The sequence below is a fragment of the Metapseudomonas otitidis genome (assembly GCF_900111835.1).
GTDB lineage: Bacteria > Pseudomonadota > Gammaproteobacteria > Pseudomonadales > Pseudomonadaceae > Metapseudomonas > Metapseudomonas otitidis.
Genome location: NZ_FOJP01000001.1, coordinates 193,639 through 217,180, shown reverse-complemented (window position 1 = coordinate 217,180; position 23,542 = coordinate 193,639). Strand labels below are relative to the sequence as shown.

The following is a 23,542-nucleotide window of genomic DNA, read 5'->3' as shown; positions in this document are numbered from 1 at the left end:
ACTCCTTAGATCAGAAAACTCAGCCCGACCGCGAACAGCAGCAGGGCGAACAGGCGCTTGAGCAGACGCGGGGGCAGCCGGTGGGCCAGGCGCGCGCCCAGGCGGGCGAAGAACATGCTGGTGAGGGCAATCCCCACCAGCGCCGGGAGGTAGACGTATCCGACACTGTGCGGCGGCAGGTGTTCGTGGTTCCAGCCCAGCACCATGAACGACAGGGCGCTGGCGATGGCGATCGGCAGGCCGCAGGCGGAGGAGGTGGCCACGGCCTGCTGCATCGGCACGCTGCGCCAGCTGAGGAAAGGCACGGTGAGGGAGCCGCCGCCGATACCGAAGATCGCCGAGGCCCAGCCGATGAATACGCCGGCGGCGGTGAGGCCGGGTTTGCCGGGCACGTCACGGCTGGCCTTGGGCTTGAAGTCGAGGGCCATCTGCAGGGACACCAGGATGGCGAAGCAGCCGATGATCTTCTGCAGCATCGGGCCCTGGATCAGCTTGGCGGTGTAGGCGCCGATGGCGGCGCCGAGCAGGATGCCCAGGGTCATCCAGGCGAAGATCGCCCAGCGCACCGCGCCCTTGCGGTGGTGTTCGCGCACGGCGTTGATCGAGGTGAAGATGATGGTCGCCAGGGAGGTGCCCACCGCCAGGTGGGTGAGGACGCTCGGATCGAACCCCTGGGCGGTGAAGCTGAACACCAGCACCGGCACGATGATCATGCCGCCGCCGACGCCGAACAGGCCGGCCAGCACCCCGGCGAAGGCGCCGAGCACCAGGTAGAGCAGGAATTCCAAGCGACACCCCCGGAAGCAAAGCGGCATGGTAACGGAAGGCCGCTTGCCGCTCCAATCAGGGCGACGGCCGTTCCCGCCCCGCTGCGCGAATCGTCGGTATTCTCGACGCCTTTTCCTACAGCCCCTAGACTCGGCCGAGGATCACGGAGAAGGAGCCTCACCATGTGCCTGATCAACTTCGCCTGGCGCCCGGGACATGCCACCCCCTTGGTACTGGCCGCCAATCGCGACGAGTTCTACGAGCGACCGACCCGCGCCCTCGGCGCCTGGCACGACGTGCCGGGCCTGCATGCCGGGCGTGACCTGGAAGCCGGCGGCACCTGGCTCGGCCTGGGGCAGGGCGGGCGATTCGCGGCGCTGACCAACATCCGCGACCCACGCCATCCGGCCACCGGCCGTACCCGCGGCGAGCTGTGCGTGGGCTTCCTCGGCGGCACCCAGACCCCGGAGGCCTTCATGGCCGAGGCGCACCGTCGCGCGGCCGACTACGCGGGCTTCAACCTGCTGGTGGGCGACGGGCGCGAGCTGTGGTTCCTGCATTCCCGAGGCCCGGGCCCGCGCCGCCTGGAGGCGGGGCTCTACGGGCTGTCCAACGCCGACCTCGACACACCCTGGCCGAAGGTGCGCAAGACCAAGGCCGCCCTGGCCGAGTGCCTGGACGTGGTGCGCCCGGCGGACCTGCTCAACCTCATGCACGACCCGCAGCCGGCCTCGGACGCGACCCTGCCGGACACCGGCGTAGGGCTGGAGACCGAGCGCATGCTGTCGCCGGTGTTCATCGCCAGCCGCACCTATGGCACCCGCGCCACGACGGCCCTGATCGTGCGCGGGGACGGCAGCCGCGAGGTGGTGGAGCGCGGCTTCGGCCCGTTCGGCAAGCCGCTGGACGACGTGCACCTGAACCTGCGCACCCGCTAGGGCGTCGGGCAGACGATGACGCAGTCGCGCTGCTGCTTGGCGCGATAGAGGCCGTCGTCCAGCCGCTTGAGCAGGGCGGTGATGTCCTCGCCCTCCACCAGGCTGGCCACGGCGAAGCTGGCACTGAGGCGCTGGGGCAGGTCCGTCCCGGCCTCGGGAATCCGCCGGTGCAGACGCCGGGCCAGCTGCAGCAGGGCCTCGGGGCCGGTGTCCGGCAGCAGCAGGATGAATTCCTCGCCGCCCCAACGGGCGAAGCAGTCCTCCTCTCGCAACACAGCCCGAATCTGCTCGGCCACGGCCTGGAGGATGCGGTCGCCTTCGGCATGGCCGTGCTCGTCGTTGATGCGCTTGAAGTGATCGAGGTCCAGCATCACCAGGCCGGTGGGGCAGTGGTGCCGCTGGAAGCGCTGCCATTCCCGCTGCAGCCGGGTCTCGAAACAGCGGCGGTTGGCGATGCCGGTGAGCGGGTCGGTCTCGCTGAGACGGATGGCGGCCTCCACCTGCTCGGCCAGGGCCCGGTTGGCCTGGGCCAGGGCCTCGGTGCGGCAGGCCACCAGGGCCTCCAGGTCGCCATTGATGCGCAGCAGTTCCTGGTTGCGCTGCTGCAGCTCCAGCTCGGCTAGCTTGCGCTGGTGGACGTCCCGGTGGGCGCCGATCATGCGGGTTGGCTGGCCGTCCTCGTCGAACTCGACGAAGCGCCCGTGATCGCTGATCCACAGGTAGCGGCCGTCCTGGCAGCGGCAGCGGTATTCCTCTTCATAGACCTCGGAGCGGCCTTCCAGGTAGGCGTTGAAGCTCTGCATGACGCGAGGCAGGTCGTCGGGGTGGATGATGTTCTCCCAGGTGTCGACGTCCTCGGGCAGGCTGTTGCGGGGGAAGCCGAGCATGGCGTACCAGCCGGGGCTGCGGGTGACGTGGCCGCTGCGCATGTCCCAGTCCCAGATGCCGTCGCTGACGATCTCCAGGGCGTGGTGCAGGGTGCGTTCCACATCGCGGTCGGTGGCGGAGGGCTCGTCCATAAGCGGCAGCTCCTGGATGCCCGCAGGCGCGGGGCATCGGGTCGGGCGGCACGCGGAGCCGCCCGCTGGAGGCGGCTCAGGCCTGGATGGTCGCGGCCGGGTTGATCACGCGGCCCAGGCCCAGGTTGCGCAGGGCGAGGTGCAGCGCGCTGTGGATGACTTGAGGGTTGTCGATGCCCATCAACTGGTCAAGGAGCTCGCGGGCCTTGCTCAGGCTGAGCTGACGAAGCAGCCATTTCACCTTGGGCAGGTTGGTGGCGTTCATCGACAGGCTGTCGAAGCCCATGGCCAGCAGCAGCACGGCGGCCGCCGGGTCACCGGCCATCTCGCCGCAGATGCTGACGGGCTTGCCTTCGGCATGGGCGTCGTTGACCACCTTGAGCAGCGCCTGGAGCACGGCGGGGTGCAGGTAGTCGTAGAGGTCGGCCACGCGCGGGTTGTTGCGGTCCACCGCCAGCAGGTACTGGGTGAGGTCGTTGGAACCGACCGAGAGGAAGTCCACCTGGCGCGCCAGCTCGCGGGTCTGGTACACGGCGGCGGGGATCTCGATCATCACGCCGACCGGCGGCATGGGGATGTCCACGCCCTCGTCGCGCACCTCGCCCCAGGCGCGGTGGATCAGGTGCAGGGACTCTTCCAGCTCCTGCACGCCGGAAATCATCGGCAGCAGGATGCGCAGGTTGTTCAGGCCTTCGCTGGCCTTGAGCATGGCGCGCACCTGCACCAGGAAGATCTCGGGGTGGTCGAGGGTGACGCGGATGCCGCGCCAGCCGAGGAAGGGGTTGCTTTCCTTGATGGGGAAATAGGACAGCGCCTTGTCGCCACCGATGTCCAGGGTGCGCATGGTCACCGGCAGCGGGTGGAAGGCGGCGAGCTGCTCGCGGTAGATGGCGAGCTGCTCCTTCTCGCTGGGGAAGCGCTCGTTGATCATGAACGGCACTTCGGTGCGGTACAGGCCGACGCCTTCGGCACCGCGCTCCTGGGCGCGGGTCACGTCGGCCAGCAGGCCGGTGTTGACCCACAGCGGCATGCGGTGGCCGTCGAGGGTCTCGCACGGCAGGCTGCGCAGGGCGTCGAGGCCCTTGACCAGCTGGCGTTCCTCCTCGACCACTTCGCCGTACTGCTTGCGCAGTTCCTCGGAGGGGTTGGTGAAGACTTCGCCGTGGTAGCCGTCGACGATCAGCTCGATGCCGTCGACCTTGGAATAGGGCAGGTCGACCACGCCCATGACCGTGGGAATCCCCATGGCCCGGGCCAGGATGGCGACGTGGGAGTTGCCGGAACCGAGCACGGAGATCAGGCCCACCAGCTTGCCTTCCGGCACTTCGCCGAGCATGGCCGGGGACAGCTCCTCGCTGACCAGGATGGTGTTGTCCTGGTAGACCAGGTTCTGCTTGCGCTCTTCCTGCAGGTAGGCGAGCAGGCGGCGGCCGAGGTCCTTGACGTCGGAGGCGCGCTCGCGCAGGTAGGCGTCGTCCATCAGCTCGAAGCGCTTGACGTGCTCCATCACCACCTGGCGCAGGGCACCCTGGGCCCACTGGCCGGAGCGGATGACCTTCTTCACTTCCAGGCCGATGGAATCGTCGTCGAGCATCATCAGGTAGACGTCGAACAGGGCCCGCTCTTCCGGGCGCAGCTGGCTGGCCAGCTTGCTGGAGAGGCGGCGCATGTCCTCGCGCACGGACTCCAGGGCCTGCTTGAAGCGGGCGACCTCGGCCTCGATGTCATCCACCGGGCGGTCGGGCACCACTTCCAGGTCGGCCGGCGGCAGCACCACCACGGCGGTGCCCACGGCGGCACCCGGCGCACCGGGCACACCGACGAACTTGGCTTCCTGGATACCCTTGCCCTGGCGGCCCAGGCCACGGATGGAGCCGGTGGCCTCGGCATGGGCGATGACGCCCGCGAGCTGGGCGCTCATGGTGACGAGGAAGGCTTCCTCGCCCTCGTCGAACTGGCGACGCTCCTTCTGCTGCACCACCAGCACGCCCATCACCCGACGGTGGTGGATGATCGGCGCGCCGAGGAAGGAGGCGTAGCGCTCCTCGCCGGTCTCGGCGAAGTAGCGGTAGCGGGGGTGGTCGGCGGCGTTCTCGAGGTTCAGCGGCTCTTCGCGGGTGCCCACCAGGCCCACCAGGCCTTCGTTGGGGGCCATGCTGACCTTGCCGATGGAGCGCTTGTTGAGGCCCTCGGTGGCCATCAGCACGAAGCGGTTGGCCTCGGGGTCGAGCAGGTACACCGAGCAGACCTGGCTGCCCATGGCCTCCTTCACCCGCTGCACGATGATCGCCAGCGCCGCCTTGAGATCCTTGGCGGCGTTCACTTCCTGGACGATCTTGCGCAGGGTATTGAGCATGGCCGTGTAGCCTTTCTCCGGGTCAGTCTTGCGCCAGCAGGCGCGGGGCGAGTTCCTTGAGGGCGCGACGATAGACTTCTCGCTTGAAGGTCACGACCTGTCCAAGCGGGTACCAGTAGCTGACCCAGCGCCACCCATCGAACTCGGGCTTGCCGGTCAGGTCCATGCGCACCCGGGTCTCATCGGACTTCAGGCGCAACAGGAACCACTTCTGCTTCTGGCCGATGCACAGCGGCTGGCTGTGCGTGCGCACCAGGCGCTGCGGCAGACGATAGCGCAGCCAGCCACGGGTGCATGCCAGGATCTTCACATCCTGCTCTTCGAGGCCGACTTCTTCGTTCAATTCGCGGAACAGCGCTTCTTCAGGCGTTTCACGCGGGTTGATGCCCCCCTGGGGGAACTGCCAGGCGTCCTGATTGATGCGTCGCGCCCACAGCACCTGCCCGACATCATTGGCGAGAATGATGCCGACATTAGGGCGGAAACCATCGGGATCGATCACAGCGGACAACCTCGCTTGCGCATGTCGCGGCATTGTTCCACAAAGCCTGTAAACGCGGCAATGCGGGCTGTTCACGCAATGGGCAGCCCCCGGAAAAGGGGGTATCCTGCGCGGCCTTCGGCAGCTTCCAGCAAGGTGATAGACGTGCGCCTGGCCCTTTTCGACCTCGACAACACCCTCCTCGGCGGCGACAGCGACCACGCCTGGGGCGAATACCTCTGCGAACGCGGCCTGGTGGACGCCTCCACCTACCGGGCGCGCAACGACGCCTTCTACCAGGACTACCTGGCCGGCACCCTCGACGTGCAGGCCTACCAGGACTTCTGCCAGGAGATCCTCGGCCGCCACGACCTGGAGCAGCTGGCCACCTGGCACCGTGAGTTCATGCGCGACCGCATCGAGCCGATCCTGCTGGCCAAGGGCGAGGCACTGCTGGCCGAGCACCGCGCCGCCGGCGACCGCCTGGTGATCATCACTGCCACCAACCGCTTCATCACCGGCCCGATCGCCGAGCGCCTGGGCGTGGACGACCTGCTGGCCACCGAGTGTGAGGTGGTGGACGGCCGCTACACCGGCCGCAGCACCGACGTGCCGTGCTTCCGCGAAGGCAAGGTGGTGCGCCTGGAGCGCTGGCTGGCGGAGAACGGCCTGAGCCTGGACGACGCCAGCTTCTACAGCGACTCGGTGAACGACATGCCCCTGCTGGAGCGGGTCAGCCGCCCGGTGGCCGTCGACCCGGACGACCGCCTGCGTGCCGAGGCCCAGGCCCGTGGCTGGGCGGTGATCTCGCTGCGCTGACCCACGCGGGCCGCGCCCGGCGGCCCGTCAGAGCGGCTTGGCCACCATCAGGAAGAAGATCGCCACGAAGGCGATGAACGCCGGCCAGCCCAGCACGAACCAGATGCGCATATAGAGGAAGGCCCGCTCCGGCAGGGCCTGGCCGCTGGCCAGCGCCTGGGCGGCCATGTCGCGCACGCGGATCTGCAACCACACCACCGGCAGCCAGCACAGCCCGGCGAACACGTAGAGCCCCACGCTCCACAGAATCCAGAACTGGTTCAGCGGCCAGCCCGCCACCTTCGCCAGCGCCAGCCCGCTGAGGGGCTGGAACACCGCCGTGGTGGCGATGAACAGCCAGTCGGCGGTGACCAGGTGGCGGAAGGTCACCGCGATCACCTCCAGCCGTTGGCTGCGCCAGGCCCGCAGGGCGTAGTAGGCCGACCCCAGCCCGGTGCCGAACAGCAGGGTGGAGGAGAGGATGTGCAGGGTCTTCAGCAGCAGGTACAGGCTCATCGGGCAGGCGTCCGTGGTGGGGGCTCCAGCCACAGCACCCAGAGGGTGGCGACCATGAGCACCAGGTTCTTGCCGACCGCCGCATAGGGGTCGGCCCAGTAGTGGGGCAGCAGCAGAGTGATCAGCAGGGTGTAGACCAGCATCAGGCCCAGTTGGGCCTGCAAGGCGCGCACGCGCCAGCGACGGACCAGCAGCCCGAGCCCCAGCGCGGCATCCAGCAGCGAACCGCTGACCACCGCCAGGCTCGCCGGCCAGCCGTTCACACCCATGTCGGCCATGATGCGCAGCCCCCAGTCGTACCCCGGCCCCAGGCAGACGAAGGCCGTCCCCAGCCAGATCAGTGCCAGCACGGCCAGCATGGCGGGGCGCATCAGGCGGGTGATGACCCGCTCCGGCTGCGGCCAGCCACCCGTCAGGCGCAGGCCCAGGGGCACCGCGCGATAGCCGCAGAGCGCCGCCAGGGCATCCGGCTCGGCGAGGTTGTCGCGCCGTGCCAGGGTCATCAGTTGAGGGTCGAGGGCCCGCCAGCCGAACCCACGGGCCACCCGCGCGCCCAGCGCCGCGAGCGCACCGGGCAGACGCAGCCAGCGACCGGGGCCACGCCCGCGCATACGGCGGAGCAGGTCCAGCAGGCCACCCTGGGTAAGGATGTCAGGGCCCACCAGCGGCACCGCGCAGGGCTGTGCCGGCCAGCGACGAATCAGTGCCAGCACCGCACCGGCCAGGTCGTCTACATGCACCGGGCGACTACGCGCGCCGACATCCGGCAGGGGCGCGACGGGCAGGCAGGCCAGGGCTTCCAGCCAGCCGCTGCTGGCGCCGCCTTCACCCAGCACCAGGGACGGGCGCAGCACCACGGCGGGTATGCCGAGGCCGAGCAGGTGCGCATCCGCCTGCGCCTTGCTGGCCAGGAAGGGCACATCCGGGTGATCACCCGCCCCCAGCGCGGAAAGCTGCAGCACCGCCGCGCCATGGCGGGCCGCGAGGTCGAAGAGAGCCTTGGGCCCATCCGCCTGCAGCCTTTCCAGTCGTGCGGAATCGGACAACAGCGCACCGGCGGCGTTGATCACCAAATCCACGCCCGCCGGCCAGGGGAAGCCGTCGGGGTCGCCTGCCAAGCGCTCGAGGTCGAGGGCGCGCCACTCCACGCCCGGGCAGGGGGGGCCGCTGCCGGTGCGCGACGTGGCCACCAGGCTGTGGCCCGCGCCAAGGAGAGCGGCCAGCAGACGCTGGCCGATGAAACCGCCGGCACCGACCAGCAGGATGCGGTTGAACGCCAAGTCAGACCGGCCGCACGAGGATGAGGCCGAGGATCACCAGCAGCAGGATCAGGCCCAGGGCGGCATAGCCAAGGCTGAAGCCGAGGAAGCGCCCGCGCGGGGCGGCCAGTTCGGCCGGGCCGGCATGCAGCACCAGCAGGCGGCGACTGGCCAGCAGCCAGGCGATGCCGGCCAGCAGGTAGAGCAGGCTGCTGCCTAGTACCCAGGTCAGGCCCAGGGGAATGCCGCGCTGGTCCAGCACCAGCCAGCCGGACACGGGCGCAGCGAGGCCCAGCAGCAGCAAGGCCGGCACGCCGAACAGCGCGGCCTGGCGCGGGCTCGGTGCCCAGCCTGGCAGGGCGCCGTGCCAGGCTCGCAGGACGAACCAGAACAGCAGGAGGGCCACCGCCATCAGCAGGGCGATCGCCAGGCCGTTGAGGCCCAGCAGCAGGTCAGCGTCCATCATCCTTCCTCCAATCGGGCGACGGGCTCAGTGTAGTCGCCCGGTCTTCGACCTCAGCTGAGGAACAGCCGGTAGGCCGGGTTTTCCGTTTCGTCCCAGTAGGGGTAGCCGATGGCGGCGAGGGCCTCGGGCACCAGGTGGCGCTCCTCCGCCGGCACCTGCAGCCCCGCCACCACGCGACCGTCGGCGGCGCCGTGGTTGCGGTAGTGGAACAGGGTGATGTTCCAGCGCCCGCCCAGCTTGTCGAGGAAGTTGAACAGCGCACCGGGGCGCTCGGGGAATTCGAAGCGGAAGATCGACTCGTCCTCCACCCGGGGCGCACGGCCGCCCACCATGTGGCGGATGTGCAGCTTGGCCAGCTCGTTGTCGGTCAGGTCCAGCACCGGGAAGCCCTGCTCGCGCAGGCCGTTGACCAGCGCCTCGCGGGGGTCGTTGAGCGGGTGGGTCTGCACGCCGACGAAGATGTGCGCCTCGTTGTCGGTGTTGTAGCGGTAGTTGAACTCGGTGATCTGGCGCTTGCCGATGGCCTCGCAGAACGCCTTGAAGCTGCCCGGGCGCTCGGGAATGGTTACCGCGATAATCGCCTCGCGCTTCTCGCCCAGCTCCGCGCGCTCGGCCACGTGGCGCAGGCGGTCGAAGTTGATGTTGGCGCCGGAGTCGATGGCCACCAGGGTCTGGCCCTCGATGCCCTCGCGCTCGACGTAGCGCTTGATGCCTGCCACGGCCAGGGCGCCGGCGGGCTCGGTGATGGAGCGGGTGTCGTCGTAGATGTCCTTGATCGCCGCGCAGATCTCGTCGGTGCTGACGGTCACCACTTCATCGACGTGATGGCGGCAGATGTCGAAGGTGTGCTGGCCGATCTGCGCCACCGCCACGCCATCGGCGAACAGCCCGACCTGGCCCAGCACCACGCGCTCGCCGGCGGCCATGGCGGCCTGCAGGCAGTTGGAGTCGTCCGGCTCGACGCCGATCACCTTCACTTCCGGGCGCAGGTACTTCACGTAGGCGGCGATGCCGGCGATCAGCCCGCCGCCGCCCACCGGCACGAAGATGGCGTCCAGGCGCCCCGGGTGCTGGCGGAGGATCTCCATCGCCACGGTGCCCTGCCCGGCGATCACATGGGGGTCATCGTAGGGGTGGATGTAGACGAAGCCCTTCTCCTCCACCAGCTTCAGCGAATAGGCCAGCGCCTCGGGGAAGGCGTCGCCGTGCAGCACCACCTTGCCGCCCCGGGCGCGCACGCCCTGGACCTTCAGCTCGGGGGTGGTGCGCGGCATGACGATGGTGGCTTCGATGCCCAGCTCGCGGGCCGCCAGGGCCAGGCCCTGGGCGTGATTGCCGGCCGAGGCGGTGACCACGCCACGGGCCAGTTCCTCGGCGGACAGCTGGGCCAGCTTGTTGTAGGCCCCGCGGATCTTGAAGGAGAAGACCGGCTGCAGGTCCTCACGCTTGAGCAGCACCTGGTTGCCGAGGCGCTCGGTCAGGCGTGGCGCGCGTTGCAGCGGGGTTTCCACCGCGACGTCATAAACGCGCGAGGTGAGGGTCTTCTTGACGTAGTCTTCGAGCATCACGGCTTCACTGGCGGGCGGGGCGGGAGCGGCGAGTCTACCGCAGGCGTCCGTCGACCGACCACACGGGATGCGGGGTTTTGCCGTGGCGAGCGGCTATACTGCGCGCCCTCGGATACCCCTCACAACGTGGACCCCCGCATGAACCAGGACCAGCTCAAGCAGGCCGTCGCCCAGGCCGCCGTCGACCACATCCTTCCGCTGATCGACAGCAAAAGCGTCATCGGCGTCGGCACCGGCTCCACCGCCAACTTCTTCATCGACGCCCTGGCCCGCCACAAGATGGCCTTCGACGGCGCCGTCGCCAGCTCCGAGGCCACTGCGCAGCGCCTGAAGGGCCATGGCATCCCGGTCTACGACCTGAACACCGTGGACGCCCTGGAGTTCTACGTGGACGGCGCCGACGAGAGCGACGAGCACCTGAACCTGATCAAGGGCGGCGGTGCCGCACTGACCCGCGAGAAGATCGTCGCCGCCGTGGCACGCACCTTCATCTGCATCGCCGACGCCAGCAAGCTGGTGCCGGTGCTCGGCGCCTTCCCGCTGCCGGTGGAAGTCATCCCCATGGCCCGCAGCCACGTGGCCCGCCAACTGGTGAAACTGGGCGGCGACCCGGTCTACCGCGAAGGTGTCGTCACCGACAACGGCAACATAATCCTCGACGTGCACAACCTCTCCATCGTCGACCCGAAGGGCCTGGAAGCGCAGATCAACGCCATCGTCGGCGTGGTCACCAACGGCCTCTTCGCCGCCCGCCCGGCCGACCTGCTGCTGCTCGGCACCGCCGAAGGCGTGAAGACGCTCAAGGCCTGACCAACAGCGCCCGGCGCGCAACGCGCCGGGCCGCCCTGCAACACCGGCGTCTTCAGACGCTCGCCATCGACCATCAAAGTGCCATCAGCCTTGAGGCTCTGTTAGGCTCTGCGCCGCGATACATCCCCCACCCCTCAAGGAATGCCATGAAGAAGGAAACCTTCATCCCCCTGGCGCTGTGCGCCCTGCTGACGGGCTGCTTCGAAACCCCCATCGAGAAGACCGACAAGGCCATCAGCCTCTACCGCCCCGACACCACCGCTGCGCAGCAGTTGCAGGAAGCCCATGAGCTGCTGGAGAGCGCTGCCGAAGACAAGGAGCCCCGTGCGCAGTACATGCTGGCCAAGATGTACGAGCGTGGCGACGGCGTCGCCCAGGACTACAACAAGGCCTTCGCGCTCTACACCCAGTCGTCCCTCAACGGCAACGGCGACGCCTCCTACATGCTGAGCCGCTACGTCGAAGACGCGCAGTTCGGCCAGAAGGTGGACGTGCAGCAGGCGAAGAACTTCCTGGAAAAGGGCGCCAGCCAGGGCTCCTACACCGCCAAGCTGCTGCTGGGCCTGGCCCTGCTGAACGGCAACCCGCCGTTCCGCCAGGACGTCGATCAGGGCGAACGCCTCCTGCTCGAAGTCGCCGAGAAGGACCCAGTGGAAGGCCACCGCCTGCACGCCAACCTGGGGCTGGCCAACCTCTATGCCAACCCCACCCTGGGCAAGCTCGCCCCGGAGAAGGTCGTTACGGCCTATGAGTACCTGGCACAACACGGGCCCTACGGCTACCCGCCGATCCTCATGGGTCTGTTCGACGGCCACATCCCCGCACTGGCGGATGAAGCCCGCCGCCGCGCCGTCTTCGAGCAGTACGCCGAGAGCAACGCCCGGGTGAAGCTGCTCTACCTGGCCGGCGCCATCGGTGATGGCGAGGACGCCCTGATCAGCGAGGCCGACTATCGCGCGCTGCTGGCCGAGACATCCGCCAAAGGCGATCGACTCGCTTCCGAACTGGGTTGCCGCCTGTTCGCCCCGCCCCTGAAACGCAAGATGGGTCGTGGCGACCCCGCCCAGGCGGAACAGGTGCTGGCCTGGTGCGATGCCGACGCCCGCACGGGCTCGGCCTTTGGCCAGAGCAACGCCACCGCCCTCAACCTGCTCAAGCGCGACTTCAAGCAGACGTTCATCTGGGCCAGCGTGGCCCTGGCCGATGGCAACCAGGACGGCAAAACGGCCCTGGTGCTGCTGGCGGGTGCCGGCTACAGCCCGTCGGAGGCAGAAATGAACGACCTCGTCCAGCAGGCCAAGACCCTGCGCAGCGACATCAAGACCGCCCAGGCGAACTACCGCGACAAATCCCTCGACCTTCCCCTGGTCGAACGCCCCTGGTACTGACGGGGCTGTCCGGGCGCCTCTCCCGAGGCGCCCGGATTCAATCCCTGGCCGGCCGGCTGAACACGTAGAACAGGTTCGGCTCGCTCACCAGGTACAGGTTCCCCTCGTTATCCATCGCCACGCCCTCCGCCTGGGGGACGCTGGCCTTCAGCCCGTGCATGCCGCGCAGCAGGGACAGGGTGCTGATGGGGCGGCCGTCGGCGTTGATCTCCAGCACCAGCCGCGACTCGTCGGACAGCGCCAGCAGATGGCCGCTGCGGTCGTCGTATTGCAGGCTCGACAGGTCGCGAACGAACAGCCCGGCATCGCGCTCGGGGTCATCCACCACGTGCACGGCAAAGGGTTTCTCCGGGTTGGTGTGTGGGAAGCCGTGGATCTCGTAGATGCGCACCGGGTCGCGCTCCTTGGCCACGAACAGGCGCTGGCCAGCCGTGTCGTAGGCCAGGCCCTCGAAGCCCTTGTTGCCGTTCAGGCCGATGCCCAGGGAGAGCTGCTGGGACTCGGCGGCATCGACGCGGGTGGTGTGCTCGTCCAGCTTCACCTTGATCAGCCGCTGCTGGCGCTCGTCGGTGATGACGTAAGTGCCGGGTGCGACGTACTCGATGGCCTCCGGGTCGCCGAAACCGTCCAGGTCGATGCGCCGGACGATGTGGCCGTCCAGCGAGAGTTCAATGATCTGCGGGCGCTTGTTGGTCACCGTGAGCAGGCTGTGGCGTTCCGGGTCGTAGGTCAGCGCCGACACATCGGCATCCAGCCCCTCGATGGGGCGCGCCTCCACCGCCACCTGGTAGTCGGGCAGCCAGATGGAGCGCTCCCGCCATTCCGAGGCGTGGCGCCATTCTTGCAAGCTGAACCAGCCTCGCTCGAACAGGCGAAACTCCTGGGCAGCGATGCCCAGTAGCACGAACACACAGAACAACAGGCCGGAAACCAGCCAACGGGGACGCAGGAAGGAGCGCATCGGGACGGACTCAGGGGATTCAGGAGGCGCGGCGAGAATACCGCAGTGCGCCAGGGTGATGCCTGAAACCAACCTTAATGCCCGCCCACAGCGCACGAACCGTGCCCTCACCGTTACCAAAGGGGACGAACCATGGCGGCGTCATTGCTACCCGAACGGGTCCTGACCACCCTCCACACCGTCGCACTCGCGGTCCAGGCACTGGCCGACGAGGTGCCGCGCACGCGCTTGCTGGAAGGCAGCGGTGTCGCCTGCCGCGATCTCGACACCCCTGACAAGCTGATCAACCACGCCCAGGAACTGCGCGTCTTCGCCAACGCCCTGGCCTGCACCCGCGACCCGGCGCTGGGCCTGTCCCTGGGCCTGCGGATGCACGTCTCCGCCTACGGCATCCTCGGCTACACCATGCTCGCCAGCCGCACCCTGCGTGACGCGCTGAACCTGGCCCTGACCCATTCGGCGCTGCTCGGCAGCTACTTCAAGCTGACCCTGGAAGAGGACGGCGCCGAAGCGCGCCTGGTCGCCACCCGCTACCGCTATGCGCCGGAGCTGATGGTGTTCAACAGCGAGCTGTGCCTGACCTCGCTGCTCACGGTGATCCGCGACCTGCTCGGCGAGGCCATCCGCCCGCGCCGGGTGGCGCTGCCCTATCGCCCGCCGCTGCATGCGGCGGCCTACACCGAGCGGCTCGGCTGCCCGGTGGACTTCGGCGCCGCCCACACCGCCCTGTGCTTCAACGCCTCCCTGCTGGACCGCCCGCTGCCCCTGGCCGACCCGGTCAGCTGCCACCACGGGCTGCAGCAGTGCCAGCGGCTCTCGGCCCAGCTCACCCAGCGCCACGACGTGCTGGAGCAGATCCGCGAGCAGCTGGAGGACAACCTCGCCGAGGACATCAACCTCGACGGCATCGCCCGCCGCCTGCACCGCTCCGAGCGCACCCTGCGCCGCCACCTGCAGCGCATGAACACCAGCTACCAGCGCCTGCTCGACCAGGTGCGCTACGAGAAGGCCCGCCACCTGCTGCTGCAGACGGACCTGCCGATCTACCTGATCGCCGAACAGCTCGGCTACGCCGAAACGGCCAGCTTCCGCCACGCCTTCCAGCGCTGGAGCGGCCAGCCGCCGAGCCAGTACCGCCGCTGACCGACGCCCTCGGAAAAAGCCCGCCCACCCATTCCGTCACCGCCTGCCTACGCGGCGGCGGGCGCTCGCCTGCGCGCCGTGTAGGACGCGCAGAAGGCCTCGACAGGTTGTCCGGAATTATCCCCTTTTGACCGTTTCTATCGTTCTGGCCCTCCCTCGCCGCTGACAGAATCGAAGCCATCAGGGGTGGCCAGCAACGCCCGCAAACCCCAATAAGAACAATCCCTTAGAGCGTGTGATCAGCATGTCCAGCGCGATCAGCATCGACCGAGTGTGCATGGAGTTCGGCGACCCGGGGCACGGCGTGCGCGCCCTGGACGAGGTCTCCCTGGAAATCCGCCCCAACGAGTTCTTCACCCTCCTGGGACCCTCCGGCTGCGGCAAGACCACCCTGTTGCGCCTGATCGCCGGCTTCGAGCAACCCACCTCCGGCGCCATCCGCCTCTACGGCGAGGAAATGCAGGACCTGCCGCCCTTCCGCCGGCCGGTCAACACCGTGTTCCAGAGCTACGCGCTGTTCCCGCACATGACGGTGGCGCAGAACATCGCCTTCGGCCTGGAGATGCAGGGCCGCCCCCGCGCGGAGATCGACGCCACCGTGCAACGCATGCTGCAGCTGGTGAAGCTGCCGGACGTGGGCAAGCGCCGCGCCGACCAGCTCTCCGGCGGCCAGCAGCAGCGCATCGCCCTGGCCCGTGCCCTGGCCAGCCAGCCCAAGGTGCTGCTTCTGGATGAGTCTCTCTCTGCACTGGACATGAAGCTGCGCAAGGAGATGCAGATCGAGCTCAAGCGCCTGCAGCATGAGACCGGCATCACCTTCATCTTCGTCACCCACGACCAGGAAGAAGCCCTGACCATGTCCGACCGCATCGCGGTGATGAGCAAGGGGCAGGTGCTGCAGGTGGGCTCGCCCACCGAAATCTACGAAGCCCCGGTGGACCGCACCGTGGCCGACTTCATCGGTGAGACCAACTTCCTCGACGCCGAAGCCAGCGAGAGCGGCCTGCTGCTCGGCGACGGCCAGCGCCTGCAGCTCGCGCAAGGCGAGCGCCGTGGCCCGGTGACCCTGGCCATCCGCCCGGAGCGGGTGGAGCTGGATGCGGCGGGGAACCTCGAAGGCGAGGTGGAAACCGTGGTCTACGTCGGCACCGACACCCTCTACCTGCTGCGGGTCGCCGGCCAGAGCGGCTTCCGCGTCCGCCGGCAGAACCGCGACGGCGCGGGCGATGCCCTGGCCACCGGCACCCGCGTGCGCGTGCAGGTCCCGCCCACCGCCATCCGGGTGCTGCCGCGATGAGCAGCCCGCGCGTGCTGGCCGAGGCGCGGCACCTGAGGCGCCGCCTGGCGCTGGTGTCGCCGGCCATGCTCTGCCTGGTGCTGTTCCTGCTGTTGCCGCTGGGCATCATGCTGCTGGTGTCCTTCCTGCAGCCGGGCGACTACGGCGGCGTGAAGTGGGGCGAGTACTCGCTGGAGGCGTACATCAACTTCCTCTACGAGCGCGACCTGGACGACAGCCTCGCCTTCAACACCGACTACCTGCAGATCTTCCAGCGCTCCTTCTGGCTCTCGGTGATGACCACCGCCGGCTGCCTGCTGATCGGCTTCCCCACGGCGCTCTACCTGGCCCTGCAGGACGAACGCCGGCGCAACTTGCTGCTGTTCCTGGTCACCGTACCGTTCTGGACCAACCTGCTGGTGCGGGTCTATGCCTGGATCCTGCTGCTGCGCAACGGCGGCCTGGTGGACAGCGGCCTGCATGGCCTGGGCCTGACCGACGGGGTGCTGGGCGTCCTCTACACGGACACGGCGGTGATCATCGGCCTGCTCTACACCTTCCTGCCGTTCATGGTGCTGCCCATCTACACCAGCCTGGAGAAGCTCGACTGGCGCCTGGTGGAAGCGGCCTTCGACCTGGGCGCCAACCGCTTCCACGCCCTGCGCCGGATCATCGTGCCGCTGGCCATGCCGGGCATCATGGCCGGGGTGATCCTGGTGTTCATCCCCTCGCTCGGCAACTACATCATTCCCGAGCTGCTGGGGGGCGGTAAGTCGCTGATGATCGGCAACCTCATCCAGCTGCAGTTCGGCGCCTCGCACAACTGGCCCCTGGGTGCCGCCCTGTCGTTCGCCCTGCTCGGCTTCGTGCTGGCGGCCATGCTGCTCTACAGCCTGCGCTTCAAGGGCGCCGCCGGAGGCCACCCATGAACATGCGCAACCCGCTGTGGCGCTTCACCGGTGTGCGCCCCGTCGCCTGGCTGTTCTTCGCCTTCCTCTACGTGCCGATCCTGGTGCTGGTGGTGCTGAGCTTCAACGGTGGCCAGTCGGCGACCATCTGGGAGAGCTTCAGCCTGAAGTGGTACGCGGTGGTGGCCAATGACCCGGAGATCGTCCGCGCCGCGAAGAATTCGCTGATCGTCGCCAGCTTGGCCACCCTGATCGCCACCACCCTGGCGACCCTGGCAGCCCTGGGCATGCGCGGCCGCACCTTCCGCGGCCAGGGGCTGATGAGCGGGGTGCTGGGCCTGCCGCTGCTGGTGCCGGAGATCGTCACTGCGGTGGCCACGCTGATGTTCTTCGCCTTCATCGGCCTGAAGCTGTCGCTGTTCACCATCCTCATCGCCCACGTGGTGTTCTGCATCCCCTTCGCCTACCTGCCGATCCGCGCCCGCCTGGAGGGCCTGGACCCGCGCCTCGGGGAGGCGGCCGCCGACCTCTACGCCTCGCCGTGGAAGGCCTTCTGGAAAGTGACCTTCCCCCTGCTGATGCCCGGCATCCTCTCCGGGGCGATGCTGGCCTTCATCATCTCGATGGACGATTTCGTCATCACCTACTTCGTCGCCGGGGCCGGCTCGACGACCCTGCCGGTGTACATCTTCAGCTCCATCCGGATGGGCATTTCCCCGAAGATCAATGCCATTTCCTCACTGATCCTGGTGATCTCCATTGCGTTCGTTGCGTTGTCCTACTACATCGGCCAGCGCAAGCGCTGAGCCCAAGGAGCCCGACATGAGCCGTACCCCACCGTTCGCCCTGTCCCTGCTGCTGACCCTCGGCCTGGCCGGTACCGCCCAGGCGGCCGGCACCCTGCACTTCGCCAACTGGTCCGACTACTACCCGCCGGAGCTGTTGAAGAAGTTCGAGCAGGACACCGGCATCAAGGCCACCCTGGACGCCTACGACAGCAACGAGACCCTGCTGGCCAAGCTGAAGGCCGGCGGTGGCGCCTACGACGTGGTGGTGCCCTCCGACAGCTTCATCCAGATCATGGTGCAGGACGGTCTGCTGCAGAAATTCGACAAGAGCAAGCTGCCGAACCTGAAGAACCTCAAGCCCAACTTCCAGACCCTGGATTTCGACCCCGCCCACGACTACAGCGTGCCCTACCTCTGGGGCACCACCGGCTACAGCTACGACAGCAAGCAGGTGCCCGGCGGCACGCTGGAGGAAAGCTGGAAGCCCTTCTTCGAACCGCCGGCCGAACTCAAGGGCAAGGTGGTGGCGCTGAACTCCATAGAGGACCTGTACATCGCCGCGTCCCACTACCTGTCCATCGACCAGTGCACCGAGGACCCGAAGGACGCGAAGAAGATCCAGGACCTGCTGCTGGGCCAGAAGCCGCTGCTGGCCATGTACAACAGCGACGGCACCATCGAGCGCATGGCCGCCGGCGAAGTCGCCATGCACATGCAGTGGAACGGTGCCTACCACCGCGCCCATGCCCAGCGCGACAGCCTGGTCTATGTCTATCCGAAGGAAGGCATCCACGTCTTCATCGACAACCTGGTGATCCCCAAGGATGCGGTCAACGTCGAGGAGGCCCACGCCTTCATCAACTGGATGATGCAGCCGGAGAACATCGCCGCGGCCTCCAACTTCGCCAAGTACAACAACGCCGTCGCCGGCTCCGAGCAGTTCATGGAGAAGGAGCTGTTCGATGACCCGGCCATCAACACCCCGCAGGACAAGCTGGACCGCCTGAAGACCTTCAAGCTCTGCTCGCCCAAGGCCCTGTCCCTGCGCAGCAAGGTGTGGACCAAGCTGAAGAAGTGATCCCGCAGCGGCCCGCCTCGGCGGGTCGCCGCACGGCATGCACAGGCCGGTGCATGCCGCACCCGAGGGTGTTGCCCGATGCGGCGCACCCGCTGGCCATCGAAGAAAGAGAGAAACCGCCATGCCTTGCCTGACCCGCACCACCCTCCTGCTGACCGGCGGACTGCCCGCCGACTGACGCGCCGGATCGTCCCGGACCCGACCCGAACCGCCGACTCCCCAGACTGGCGGCCTGCCCTGCAGGCTGCCCAGCGAGGTACTGCCATGAACACGTCCACCCTCGACACCGCCTCCGCCAGCGGAGCCTTCGTCCACAGCGCCCAGGGCACCCGCCTGCGGCGCATCCTCGGGCTGCCGGCCCTGGTCTTCTTCGGCCTGGTCTACATGGTGCCGCTGACGGTCTTCACCACCTACGGCGTGGTCACCGAGACCACCGGCGGGCGCACCGCCCTGGCCTACGTGGTGACCCTGGCGGCGATGCTGTTCACCGCGCTGTCCTACGGCTTCATGGTGCGCCGCTACCCGGTGGCCGGCTCGGCCTACTCCTATGCCAGCCTCAGCTTCGGCCCCGGCATCGGCTTTCTCGCCGGCTGGTCGCTGCTGCTCGATTACCTGTTCCTGCCGATGATCAATTACCTGGTGATCGGCCTGTTCCTCAACATCGCCTTCCCCGAGGTGCCGGCCTGGGTCTTCGTGGTCGGTGCCATCGGCCTGGTCACCGTGCTCAACCTGCTGGGCATCGGCTCGGTATCGGGCATGAGCAACCTGATCGTGATCGCCCAGCTGGTGTTCGTGGTGGTGTTCCTGGCCATGGCCTGGCGCCTGCTGGGGGGCGCGCCGATCGACTGGATGGCGCCCTGGCAGGGTGATGGCTCCCAAGCAGGCTTCGCCCCGGTGATGGCGGGCGCGGCGATCCTCTGCCTGTCGTTCCTCGGTTTCGACGCGGTGTCCACGCTCGCCGAGGAGGCCCGTGAGCCGCGCCGGGACATCCCCCGGGCGATCCTGATCACCACCCTGGGCGCGGGGGTGCTGTTCATCCTGCTGGCCATGGTCAGCCAGCTGGTGTTCCCCGGCAGCCACTTCCAGGACGCCGACGCCGCAGCCGCCGAGGTGATGCTCAAGGCCGGGGGCGGCTTCCTCCAGGCCTTTTTCACCGCTGCCTACGTGGCGGGTGCGGCCGGCTCGGCGCTGGCCTCCCAGGCTTCGGTGTCGCGCATCCTCTACAGCATGGGCCGCGACGGTATCCTGCCGCGCCGGGTGTTCGCCCACCTGTCCCAGCGCTTCCACACACCGACCCTGGCGATCCTGCTGGTGTCGCTGATTTCCCTGCTGGCGGTGGTGATCGACCTCGGCACCCTGGCCTCGATGATCAGCTTCGGCGCCCTGGTGGCCTTCTCGGTGGTGAACCTGGCGGTGATCCGCACCCACCTGCTGGACGGCCAGCGCCACGGCCCGGCCGACCTGCTCCGCTACGGGCTGGTGCCGCTGATCGGCTTCGGCCTGATCGCCTGGCTGTGGACCAGCCTCAGCCACCAGACCCTGGTCTTCGGCCTGGCCTGGTTCGCCATCGGCTTCATCTACCTCACCGTCTTCACCCGCGGGTTCCGCCGTCCGGCGCCGCAGGTGCAGTTTTCCGAGCACTGACCCCAAGGAGGACACGACATGCTCGTCATCTACAGCGACGACCACCACCTGCACCACGGCAAGCACGAACTCATCGGCGGCCAGTTCACCCCCTGCTTCGAGAAGCCCAGCCGCGCCGACATGGTGCTCGACCGCGCCCGTGCGGTGAACCTGGGCCCGGTGCAGGCGCCCATCGATTTCGGCCTGGAGCCGATCATGCGGGTGCACAGCGAGGGCTTCGTGAACTTCCTGCGCACGGCCTGGAGCGACTGGCAGGCCAAGGGCCGCAACCACGACATGCTGCCCATCGCCTGGCCGACCCGCCGCCTGCGCCAGGCCGAACCCACCGACATCGACGGCCGCCTGGGCTACTACTCCTTCGACGCCGGCGCGCCGATCACCGCCGGCACCTGGCAGGCCATCACCAGCTCGGCCAACGTCGCCCTCACCGGGCAGGCAGAACTGCGCAAGGGCGCGCGGGGCGTGTTCTCCCTGTGCCGCCCGCCGGGCCACCACGCCGCCGCCGACTACATGGGCGGCTACTGCTACCTGAACAACGCTGCCATCGCCGCCCAGGCCCTGCTGGACGCCGGCGCCAAGCGGGTGGCCATCCTCGACGTGGACTACCACCACGGCAACGGCACCCAGGACATCTTCTACGACCGTGCCGACGTGCTCTTCACCTCGATCCACGGCGACCCGCGCTTCGAGTACCCGTACTTCCTCGGCTTTGCCGATGAGCGCGGGGCCGGTGTGGGCGAGGGGTTCAACGTCAACTACCCGCTGGCCTCGGGCAGCGACTGGTCGGTGTGGGGCCAGGCGCTGAACGATGCCTGCCGCCGCATCGCCGCCTACGGCGCGGACGCGCTTGTGGTGTCGCTGGGGGTGGATACCTTCAAGGAAGACCCGATCTCGCAGTTCAAGCTGGATAGCCCGGATTACCTGCGCATGGGCGAGGTCATCGGCCAGCTCGGCCTGCAGACCCTGTTCGTGATGGAGGGGGGTTACGCGGTGGAAGAAATCGGCATCAACGCCGTCAACGTGCTGCAGGGTTTCGAAAGCGCCAGGCCCTGAACCAGCAGCCCCCTGCCGGCACATGCTGGCAGGAGGCTGTGCGAATGCATCTCCAGCTGATCGGCCCGCTCAAGAACGGGCCAATCGCATGTCAGTCAAGACGCTCGCCGGTTTCGTGGACCATTCGGCGCGCCAGCGCCAGGTTGGCCTGGGACCGGTCCAGCACGAAGTAGACGAACACGCCCTCGAAGCGGGAGATCGGGCAGAGGATGTGATACTGCTTGCCCAGCGTGATGAGGATGTCATCGATCTGGTCCTTCACGCCCAGCAGCTTCATGGTCTTGAGCTTGGCGCGCACCACCTCCGTGTTGCCCGCTGCGGCGATCTCCAGGTCCAGCCCGCTCCCCGCCGACGCCAGGATCATGCCGCTGTTGCTGTCGACCAGCGCCGCGCAAAGGGAGCCAGTGGTTTCACTGATCAGACTTTCCAGTAGTTGCTGATGATTGCTCATGGGTCTTCCTTACTCCTTGGGTTCACGATTCAAAGGCATCTGCAGTCAGTTGAGCCAGGCTCGTCACCAACCGCTCCAGCTTCCAGAGCTGCTGGCCCAGCGCGGTGTCTTTCGTGGACACCGACATCAGCACCAGCATGGAGGTGGGCAAAGGCACGGACAGCAGGACCACGACCCGGTCGCTGCTCTCCAGAACGGTGCGCTTGTAGTCCCTCGCACCGAGTTCACGCAGCATGGCCTGGCCGATGGCCTGGGCTGAGCTGCTCATGGCCGCCAAACGACGGGAATACTCATCGCCCTCGTGATGGCTGGCCGTCACCACGAAGCCGTCCTCGGTGGTCAGGAGCAGGCTTCGTATCTCGCTGTTTTCTTCGCGGAACCGGTTGATCAGGCGCTCCAGCAAGCGCCTGGTCATATCCGTCATCTCTTTCAATGGGCACCTTCCAACAGGGCACGGGCCTCAACCTGGCAGACCACTGCTTCGAGCAGGAGCAGCACCTCGTCGCGCTGACGGACATCCACCCCCATCACGGGGAACGCGAGCCCCTGAGCCTCCAGGACCTCCGCATAGCGCTCCAGCTCCGGGGTCGGGGAGAGGTCCATCTTGACCACCCCGATCACGACGGCCACGTCGCCCTCCAGGTAGCGCTGCAGCACATCGAGGTAGTGGCGCAGTTCATCCAGGGGGTTCGCGGACTGGTTGTCACAGAGAATCACCACGCCCAGGGAGCCACGGGCGAGGATCTCCCACATGAATTCATAGCGCTGCTGGCCCGGGCAGTCGTAGAGCATCAACTGATCGCCCTGGCCCGGGGCGGTGACTTCCCCGTAATCCAGGCCCACGGTGGTCAACGCCTTGGACAAGGACGGATCGTTGTTCGCCACCTCGGTGCGTACCGGTGGTGTGTGGCTGATGCTGCCGATGGCCGTCGTCTTGCCGGCACCGCTCGCGCCGAGGAAGAGGATCTTGTAAGTCGCCACGGTCACAGGCTCAGCCCCAAGGTGCTGCGCAGGCGCTGGAAGAACCCCCTGCCGATACCCGAGATCTGGCTGGCGGCATCCGCGCTCCTCTGCTGCAACTTGCCACTCAGTGCGCAGGCGTTCAGCAACCCATGGATATCCGCACGGGCAAGACTCACGTGCCGGGCCATCTGGTCCACGCTCAGGTAACCGCGTCTCAGCAGGGACGCGAGTTGCAAGGCGCCTGATCGCAACGGCTGAAGGGGCCAGCTGGTCAGGGAGAATGCCCCATCGCCATCCAGCCCCTTGAGCAAGCGGGGATGCGCAAGGCCGGCCTGCCAGAGCAGTCCGCCCAGCGAGCGCCAGTTGATCTGCTCTGCCTGGGGCTTGTGCCGGGCAACCAGCAGCGTTCCGCCTTCCAGGAGCAGGGCACGGAGTTCCGAGGCACTGGGCGCGGTGTCCGATTCCACGCAGAAACGCCCGGCATCGAAGTCCAGATAGAGCGAGTGGCGCGCGCCGCTGAGCACGTAGCTGCCGCCCAGTTGCAGGCGGACGATGTCCCAGAGCTGCTCGACCAGCGTTCCGTCGAAAGACCTGTCTGCACGGCGGACCAAACGGAGAAGGTCATCGACCGTACTGGCGAAGCTGAGGTGCGGGTCCTGCGGGCCGCCATCGGCAATGAAAGGAACGACCTTCAACGACAGGCCCTTGCGGCGGCCCAGTTCGGTCGCATAGCGGGAGAAGGGGGAATCAGGGGAGAGCACCACCAGGTCGCAGCGCTCAAGCGAAGGCAGGGAGAGGTCCTCGACAATGTGGATGGCCAATCCGGAGCGTGTGCCCGCCTCATGAATCAGCTCACGGACGAAACGATCCTCGTGCAACCCCAGGCCGAGCATCAGGACATTCATCTGAC

General features: G+C 67.8%; 24 protein-coding genes. 11 read left to right on the top strand and 13 right to left on the bottom strand.

Going from position 1 to position 23,542, the window contains the following annotated elements; translation table 11 throughout:
• Positions 1 to 5: 5 nt before the first annotated feature.
• On the bottom strand, positions 6 to 788 hold the full coding sequence (locus BM198_RS01065; RefSeq protein ID WP_074967135.1) for a sulfite exporter TauE/SafE family protein: 783 nt from the start codon (positions 786 to 788) through the stop codon (positions 6 to 8).
• A gap of 162 nt (positions 789 to 950) precedes the next feature.
• Here BM198_RS01065 and BM198_RS01060 point away from each other — a divergent pair, with 162 nt between their 5' ends.
• Entirely contained in the window at positions 951 to 1,706 is a 756-nt protein-coding gene (locus tag BM198_RS01060; RefSeq protein ID WP_074967133.1) for an NRDE family protein, read from the top strand.
• Here the strand turns inward: BM198_RS01060 and BM198_RS01055 are convergent.
• The 3 genes from BM198_RS01055 to BM198_RS01045 form a co-directional block, all read right to left on the bottom strand.
• A complete protein-coding gene (locus tag BM198_RS01055; protein ID WP_139233537.1) occupies positions 1,703 to 2,725 on the bottom strand; it encodes a GGDEF domain-containing protein in 1,023 nt (340 codons plus the stop codon). The genes BM198_RS01060 and BM198_RS01055 overlap by 4 nt on opposite strands.
• A gap of 76 nt (positions 2,726 to 2,801) precedes the next feature.
• Positions 2,802 to 5,081 carry a phosphoenolpyruvate--protein phosphotransferase gene (gene ptsP / locus BM198_RS01050; protein WP_044402299.1) on the bottom strand — a complete coding sequence of 760 codons (2,280 nt, stop codon included), beginning with the start codon at positions 5,079 to 5,081 and terminating at the stop codon, positions 2,802 to 2,804.
• Positions 5,082 to 5,103: 22 nt separating this feature from the next.
• Positions 5,104 to 5,583: an RNA pyrophosphohydrolase gene (locus BM198_RS01045; RefSeq protein ID WP_044402295.1), complete on the bottom strand. Its 480-nt coding sequence runs from the start codon at positions 5,581 to 5,583 to the stop codon at positions 5,104 to 5,106.
• Between the two features lie 144 nt (positions 5,584 to 5,727).
• Here BM198_RS01045 and BM198_RS01040 point away from each other — a divergent pair, with 144 nt between their 5' ends.
• Positions 5,728 to 6,381 (top strand): histidinol-phosphatase, encoded by a 654-nt coding sequence (locus BM198_RS01040; RefSeq protein ID WP_074967129.1) that lies wholly within the window; start codon positions 5,728 to 5,730, stop codon positions 6,379 to 6,381.
• Between the two features lie 27 nt (positions 6,382 to 6,408).
• Here the strand turns inward: BM198_RS01040 and BM198_RS01035 are convergent, their stop codons facing one another.
• Genes BM198_RS01035 through ilvA form a run of 4 tightly spaced genes read right to left on the bottom strand, consistent with a single transcriptional unit; the run spans position 6,409 to position 10,166 of the window.
• Positions 6,409 to 6,876: a DUF2269 family protein gene (locus BM198_RS01035; RefSeq protein WP_069559437.1), complete on the bottom strand. Its 468-nt coding sequence runs from the start codon at positions 6,874 to 6,876 to the stop codon at positions 6,409 to 6,411.
• Entirely contained in the window at positions 6,873 to 8,156 is a 1,284-nt protein-coding gene (locus tag BM198_RS01030) for an SDR family oxidoreductase (RefSeq protein WP_074967127.1), read from the bottom strand. Before BM198_RS01030 ends, BM198_RS01035 begins: the two co-directional genes overlap by 4 nt.
• 1 nt (position 8,157) lies before the next feature.
• The gene (locus BM198_RS01025; RefSeq protein WP_044402283.1) at positions 8,158 to 8,598 is read right to left on the bottom strand and encodes a DUF2269 family protein; all 441 of its coding nucleotides are present in this window, start codon (positions 8,596 to 8,598) and stop codon (positions 8,158 to 8,160) included.
• 53 nt (positions 8,599 to 8,651) lie between these two features.
• Positions 8,652 to 10,166, bottom strand: coding sequence for a threonine ammonia-lyase, biosynthetic (gene ilvA / locus BM198_RS01020; RefSeq protein WP_044402280.1), 1,515 nt, complete (start codon positions 10,164 to 10,166; stop codon positions 8,652 to 8,654).
• A gap of 141 nt (positions 10,167 to 10,307) precedes the next feature.
• On the opposite strand from ilvA, the gene rpiA reads away from it, so the two are divergent.
• Positions 10,308 to 10,979: a ribose-5-phosphate isomerase RpiA gene (gene rpiA, locus BM198_RS01015; RefSeq protein ID WP_044402277.1), complete on the top strand. Its 672-nt coding sequence runs from the start codon at positions 10,308 to 10,310 to the stop codon at positions 10,977 to 10,979.
• Between the two features lie 146 nt (positions 10,980 to 11,125).
• Complete coding sequence (locus tag BM198_RS01010; RefSeq protein ID WP_074967125.1) at positions 11,126 to 12,367, top strand: tetratricopeptide repeat protein; 1,242 nt, start codon at positions 11,126 to 11,128, stop codon at positions 12,365 to 12,367.
• A 37-nt stretch (positions 12,368 to 12,404) separates the two neighbouring features.
• On the opposite strand, the gene BM198_RS01005 is transcribed toward BM198_RS01010, so the two are convergent.
• Positions 12,405 to 13,328, bottom strand: coding sequence for an SdiA-regulated domain-containing protein (locus BM198_RS01005; RefSeq protein ID WP_074967123.1), 924 nt, complete (start codon positions 13,326 to 13,328; stop codon positions 12,405 to 12,407).
• Positions 13,329 to 13,460: 132 nt separating this feature from the next.
• Between BM198_RS01005 and BM198_RS01000 the strand changes: the two genes are divergently transcribed.
• The 7 genes from BM198_RS01000 to BM198_RS00970 all read left to right on the top strand — a co-directional run bounded on the left by BM198_RS01000 (position 13,461) and on the right by BM198_RS00970 (position 21,218).
• Entirely contained in the window at positions 13,461 to 14,471 is a 1,011-nt protein-coding gene (locus BM198_RS01000) for an AraC family transcriptional regulator (RefSeq protein ID WP_044402271.1), read from the top strand.
• A gap of 244 nt (positions 14,472 to 14,715) precedes the next feature.
• Positions 14,716 to 15,768, top strand: a complete 1,053-nt coding sequence (locus tag BM198_RS00995; protein WP_074967121.1) for an ABC transporter ATP-binding protein — start codon at positions 14,716 to 14,718, stop codon at positions 15,766 to 15,768.
• A complete protein-coding gene (locus BM198_RS00990) occupies positions 15,765 to 16,676 on the top strand; it encodes an ABC transporter permease (RefSeq protein ID WP_074967119.1) in 912 nt (303 codons plus the stop codon). The genes BM198_RS00995 and BM198_RS00990 overlap by 4 nt, the downstream gene beginning before the upstream one ends.
• Positions 16,673 to 17,461: an ABC transporter permease gene (locus tag BM198_RS00985; RefSeq protein WP_044402266.1), complete on the top strand. Its 789-nt coding sequence runs from the start codon at positions 16,673 to 16,675 to the stop codon at positions 17,459 to 17,461. The genes BM198_RS00990 and BM198_RS00985 overlap by 4 nt, the downstream gene beginning before the upstream one ends.
• A gap of 16 nt (positions 17,462 to 17,477) precedes the next feature.
• On the top strand, positions 17,478 to 18,521 hold the full coding sequence (locus tag BM198_RS00980; RefSeq protein ID WP_044402264.1) for an ABC transporter substrate-binding protein: 1,044 nt from the start codon (positions 17,478 to 17,480) through the stop codon (positions 18,519 to 18,521).
• 264 nt (positions 18,522 to 18,785) lie between these two features.
• A complete protein-coding gene (locus tag BM198_RS00975) occupies positions 18,786 to 20,165 on the top strand; it encodes an APC family permease (RefSeq protein WP_107328471.1) in 1,380 nt (459 codons plus the stop codon).
• Between the two features lie 18 nt (positions 20,166 to 20,183).
• Positions 20,184 to 21,218, top strand: a complete 1,035-nt coding sequence (locus tag BM198_RS00970; protein ID WP_074967117.1) for a histone deacetylase family protein — start codon at positions 20,184 to 20,186, stop codon at positions 21,216 to 21,218.
• 91 nt (positions 21,219 to 21,309) lie between these two features.
• Here BM198_RS00970 and BM198_RS00965 read toward each other — a convergent pair whose 3' ends face one another.
• Genes BM198_RS00965 through BM198_RS00950 form a run of 4 tightly spaced genes read right to left on the bottom strand, consistent with a single transcriptional unit; the run spans position 21,310 to position 23,537 of the window.
• Entirely contained in the window at positions 21,310 to 21,669 is a 360-nt protein-coding gene (locus tag BM198_RS00965; protein ID WP_044402260.1) for a hypothetical protein, read from the bottom strand.
• A 22-nt stretch (positions 21,670 to 21,691) separates the two neighbouring features.
• Positions 21,692 to 22,093 (bottom strand): roadblock/LC7 domain-containing protein, encoded by a 402-nt coding sequence (locus BM198_RS00960; RefSeq protein WP_082078142.1) that lies wholly within the window; start codon positions 22,091 to 22,093, stop codon positions 21,692 to 21,694.
• Between the two features lie 5 nt (positions 22,094 to 22,098).
• Positions 22,099 to 22,650, bottom strand: coding sequence for a GTP-binding protein (locus BM198_RS00955; RefSeq protein ID WP_074967115.1), 552 nt, complete (start codon positions 22,648 to 22,650; stop codon positions 22,099 to 22,101).
• Between the two features lie 2 nt (positions 22,651 to 22,652).
• The gene (locus BM198_RS00950) at positions 22,653 to 23,537 is read right to left on the bottom strand and encodes a hypothetical protein (RefSeq protein WP_074967113.1); all 885 of its coding nucleotides are present in this window, start codon (positions 23,535 to 23,537) and stop codon (positions 22,653 to 22,655) included.
• Positions 23,538 to 23,542: the final 5 nt, after the last annotated feature.

Coding starts and splice junctions, on each gene's coding strand:
- BM198_RS00970 (WP_074967117.1), top strand. CDS start 20,184: ATGCTCGTCATCTACAGCGACGACCACCACCTGCACCACGGCAAGCAC.
- BM198_RS01060 (WP_074967133.1), top strand. CDS start 951: ATGTGCCTGATCAACTTCGCCTGGCGCCCGGGACATGCCACCCCCTTG.
- BM198_RS01035 (WP_069559437.1), bottom strand. CDS start 6,876: ATGAGCCTGTACCTGCTGCTGAAGACCCTGCACATCCTCTCCTCCACC.
- BM198_RS00980 (WP_044402264.1), top strand. CDS start 17,478: ATGAGCCGTACCCCACCGTTCGCCCTGTCCCTGCTGCTGACCCTCGGC.
- BM198_RS01025 (WP_044402283.1), bottom strand. CDS start 8,598: ATGGACGCTGACCTGCTGCTGGGCCTCAACGGCCTGGCGATCGCCCTG.
- BM198_RS00950 (WP_074967113.1), bottom strand. CDS start 23,537: ATGAATGTCCTGATGCTCGGCCTGGGGTTGCACGAGGATCGTTTCGTC.
- BM198_RS00965 (WP_044402260.1), bottom strand. CDS start 21,669: ATGAGCAATCATCAGCAACTACTGGAAAGTCTGATCAGTGAAACCACT.
- BM198_RS00990 (WP_074967119.1), top strand. CDS start 15,765: ATGAGCAGCCCGCGCGTGCTGGCCGAGGCGCGGCACCTGAGGCGCCGC.
- BM198_RS01010 (WP_074967125.1), top strand. CDS start 11,126: ATGAAGAAGGAAACCTTCATCCCCCTGGCGCTGTGCGCCCTGCTGACG.
- BM198_RS00995 (WP_074967121.1), top strand. CDS start 14,716: ATGTCCAGCGCGATCAGCATCGACCGAGTGTGCATGGAGTTCGGCGAC.
- rpiA (WP_044402277.1), top strand. CDS start 10,308: ATGAACCAGGACCAGCTCAAGCAGGCCGTCGCCCAGGCCGCCGTCGAC.
- ptsP (WP_044402299.1), bottom strand. CDS start 5,081: ATGCTCAATACCCTGCGCAAGATCGTCCAGGAAGTGAACGCCGCCAAG.
- BM198_RS00975 (WP_107328471.1), top strand. CDS start 18,786: ATGAACACGTCCACCCTCGACACCGCCTCCGCCAGCGGAGCCTTCGTC.
- BM198_RS01055 (WP_139233537.1), bottom strand. CDS start 2,725: ATGGACGAGCCCTCCGCCACCGACCGCGATGTGGAACGCACCCTGCAC.
- BM198_RS00985 (WP_044402266.1), top strand. CDS start 16,673: ATGAACATGCGCAACCCGCTGTGGCGCTTCACCGGTGTGCGCCCCGTC.
- BM198_RS01005 (WP_074967123.1), bottom strand. CDS start 13,328: ATGCGCTCCTTCCTGCGTCCCCGTTGGCTGGTTTCCGGCCTGTTGTTC.
- ilvA (WP_044402280.1), bottom strand. CDS start 10,166: ATGCTCGAAGACTACGTCAAGAAGACCCTCACCTCGCGCGTTTATGAC.
- BM198_RS01000 (WP_044402271.1), top strand. CDS start 13,461: ATGGCGGCGTCATTGCTACCCGAACGGGTCCTGACCACCCTCCACACC.
- BM198_RS00960 (WP_082078142.1), bottom strand. CDS start 22,093: ATGACGGATATGACCAGGCGCTTGCTGGAGCGCCTGATCAACCGGTTC.